Annotated in this window: 3 protein-coding genes; 2 read left to right on the forward strand and 1 reads right to left on the reverse strand. The window is 63.5% G+C overall.

The window, feature by feature from the left end:
* Positions 1 to 266 precede the first annotated feature (266 nt).
* Positions 267 to 755 carry a DUF1036 domain-containing protein gene (locus EN991_RS28680; protein ID WP_013529203.1) on the forward strand — a complete coding sequence of 163 codons (489 nt, stop codon included), beginning with the start codon at positions 267 to 269 and terminating at the stop codon, positions 753 to 755.
* A complete protein-coding gene (gene pyk, locus EN991_RS28685) occupies positions 752 to 2,188 on the forward strand; it encodes a pyruvate kinase (RefSeq protein WP_013529204.1) in 1,437 nt (478 codons plus the stop codon). The genes EN991_RS28680 and pyk overlap by 4 nt, the downstream gene beginning before the upstream one ends.
* A 43-nt stretch (positions 2,189 to 2,231) precedes the next feature.
* On the opposite strand, the gene EN991_RS28690 is transcribed toward pyk, so the two are convergent.
* A complete protein-coding gene (locus EN991_RS28690) occupies positions 2,232 to 3,296 on the reverse strand; it encodes an alpha/beta hydrolase (protein WP_127370007.1) in 1,065 nt (354 codons plus the stop codon).
* Between the last annotated feature and the right edge of the window lie 49 nt (positions 3,297 to 3,345).

Consider the following 3,345-nt stretch of genomic DNA (forward strand, 5'->3'; position numbering starts at 1 on the left):
GAGAGCTGTGGGTCGGGTCATTGGCGGGAAATGGTCTGTTCGCTGGCTTCCGGGGAGGATGCTATCGTCATTCCACGAAGACGACGCTTGCGCAATGCCGTTGTTTGGCCAAGGTTTCCCGGGAAATCTGGCACAAGTCGGCGAATTGTGCGCCGGAGCCTTTCTAAATCGATTGGAATTGGACAAAACGGTGCGTTGACATGCGCCCGGACTTTTCCGAAAAGGGGCGCAGAGAGATGCTGATGTGGTTTTTGAGGGGTTTTCGGATGAGTTCCGCCGGCGGGCAGCGCATGCGCTCTGCCTTTGCCATGCCGCTCCTCACTCTTGCCATCGGCCTGTCGGCCATGGTCGTGGCTTCGCCGGCGCGTGCCGATTTCCGCGTCTGCAACGCCACGCAGAACCTGGTCGGTGTCGGCATCGGCTATCGCGCCAAGGCCGGCTGGATCACCGAAGGCTGGTGGCACATCGAGGGATCGAGCTGCAAGACGCTGATCGAAGGGCCGCTGTCATCAAGGTTTTACTATCTTTATGCAGAAGACGCCGAACGCGGTGGACGCTGGGACGGCCCGATCAACATGTGCGTGGCTGAAAAAGAGTTCAAGATCGCAGGCGTAACCGACTGCGTCGCCCGGGGCTTTCAGCGCGCCGGATTCCAGGAATATGACACGGGCGAACAGGCAAGCTGGATGGTCCAGCTGACCGATGAGTCCACAACGGGAGGCGCTCCAGCCACCCCGGGAACAAACAGTCAATGAGACGTAGCCGCAAGGTCAAGATCCTAGCCACCATCGGTCCTGCCTCCTCCTCGGAGGAGATGCTGAAGAAACTATTCGAAGCGGGCGCCGATGTGTTCCGCATCAATATGAGCCATACCGACCATGAACTGATGCGCACGCTGGTCGGACGCATCCGCGCTGTCGAGGAAGCCGTTGGCAGGCCGATCGGCATCCTCGCCGATCTGCAAGGGCCAAAGCTGCGCGTCGGCAAGTTCGCCAACGGCAAGGAAGTGCTGACGCAAGGCCAGACCTTCACGCTCGACGACAATCCCGAGCCCGGCACTTCGACCAGGGTCTATCTGCCGCATCCGGAAATCCTGAGCTCGGTCGAAGCCGGCCATCGCCTGCTGATCGACGATGGCAAGCTCGAGCTGAAGGCGGTGAAGAGCGACGGCAAATCGATCGTCTGCACCGTCGTCGCCGGCACCACGATTTCCGACAAGAAAGGCGTCAGCCTGCCTGACACCGACCTGCCGGTCGGCGCGTTGACCGAGAAGGACCGCAAGGACCTCGATGCCGTGCTGGCCACAGGCGTAGACTGGGTGGCGCTTTCCTTCGTGCAGCGGCCGGAGGATCTGGCCGAAGCGCGCAAGATCGCACGCGGCCGGGCGCTGATCATGGCCAAGATCGAGAAGCCGCAGGCTGTCGCCCGGCTGGCCGAGATCATCGAATTGTCCGACGCGCTGATGGTCGCCCGCGGCGATCTCGGCGTCGAGATGCCGCTCGAGGCGGTGCCCGGTATCCAGAAGCAGATCACGCGCGCCGCACGCCGCGCCGGCAAGCCGGTGGTGGTTGCAACGCAGATGCTGGAATCGATGATCACGGCACCGGTGCCGACCCGCGCCGAGGTGTCCGATGTTTCGATCGCCGTCTTCGAAGGCGCCGATGCCATCATGCTGTCGGCGGAATCGGCGGCGGGTGCCTATCCCGTCGAGGCCGTGGCAATGATGAACCGTATCGCCACCAAGGTCGAGACCGATCCGACCTATGCCGGCATCATCAACGCCCAGCGCTCCGAGCCGGAAGCGACCGGCGCCGACGCCATTTCGCTGGCCGCGCGCGAGATCGCCGAAACGCTGAAGCTGTCGGCGATCATCACCTACACTGCATCCGGCACCACAGGCCTGCGCGCCGCCCGCGAGCGGCCGCAAGTGCCTGTTATCGCGCTGTCGCCGATCCTCAACACGGCGCGGCGGCTGTCGCTTTTGTGGGGCACGCATTGCGTTGTCTCGCCCGACGCCGTCGACCTCGACGACATGGTCAACCGCGCCTGCCGCATCGCCTTCGACGAAGGCTTCGGCAAGCCAGGCGACCGCGTCATCATCACCGCGGGCGTACCGCTGCGGACACCGGGTTCGACCAACATGCTGCGCATCGCCTATATCGGGTCGGACACACAAGTCAGCCGCTAGATTCCTAAAGCGTGTCGGCTCTGAACGGTTCGGGCGACCGGCTTCAGGTCGGCGCGAGTTCGGCCTGCGGTACCTTGATATCGGCGCATCTGCCGGCGCCGTAGGCGTCGCCGGCGATGCGCGCCTCCACGGTCCTGGCCATCGCCTGCAGGTCGATACTCTTGCCGGCGACCTTCTCGATGGCGCCGACGGTCAGGTCGGGCGCGATCCAGTCTGGCTTGTGACCGAGATTGTGCACCCAGACGAGTTCGGCACCGGCAATGTCGCGCGCCAGACCGACCGAATGGATATGTGCATAGACCACCTTGTCGCGATCGCCTGAAATGACCACGGTTGGCGCCTTGATCTCGTTGTAGCGCGGTGCGGCGTCGAGGGCATAGCGATAGAGCCCGGCGACATCGGTGGCGTTGGCGCGAAAGGCTTTTGGTCGCAGCACCAGCGGGATAGAGGCCATTCCGAGATAATTGTCCGGCACCTTGTTGGGCGAGAAAACGCAGGTGGTGGCGTCGGCCATCTGCAGTGTACCGGCCGGATAGGTCAGCGTTTCGGAAAACAGCCAGCCGAGCACGGGAATGGTGGTCAGATCGTAGTACCAGGCGGTTGCGCCGCCCGGCCATGGATGGGTCGCCGGTGCGAGGAAGACCAGTCCAAGTGTCTTGTCTGGATGCTCGCGGCCAAAGGCCGATGTCACCACGCCGCCGAAGGAATGGCCGACGATGACAGCCTTCCTGATGCCGAGATGGTCCATCAGTGCGGCAATGGTGTTGGCCTGCGCCGACGGGTTCTCGTTGTTGGTGCCGCGACCCGACCAGCCGTGGCCTGGCCGGTCGAAGAACAGCATTTCGGCGCGGCCTTCGAGCAAGGGACGCAGCGGCAGCATCTGGTCCCTGAGATTGGCGCTGGCGCCGTGGATGAAGACGATCGGCGGCAGCTCGGCGTTGGCGGGTGCCGGAACATGGACATAGTGGATGCGGGCGCCGTCGATGTCGGCGAACTCGCCGAACGGCGGATCGCGGTGCTCGATCAACCATGAGCCGACGCGGGTGATGCCGACAAAGCCGAAGACAAGCGCCATCAGGAAGGCAAGGGCGGCGTAGATCAGGTTCATGGGGAAGATACGGAAGTGGAGGGGGGTAGGTTGTAGGGGAGTAGGGGAG

This window comes from Mesorhizobium sp. M7A.F.Ca.US.005.03.2.1, from assembly GCF_003997795.1.
GTDB lineage: Bacteria > Pseudomonadota > Alphaproteobacteria > Rhizobiales > Rhizobiaceae > Mesorhizobium > Mesorhizobium ciceri.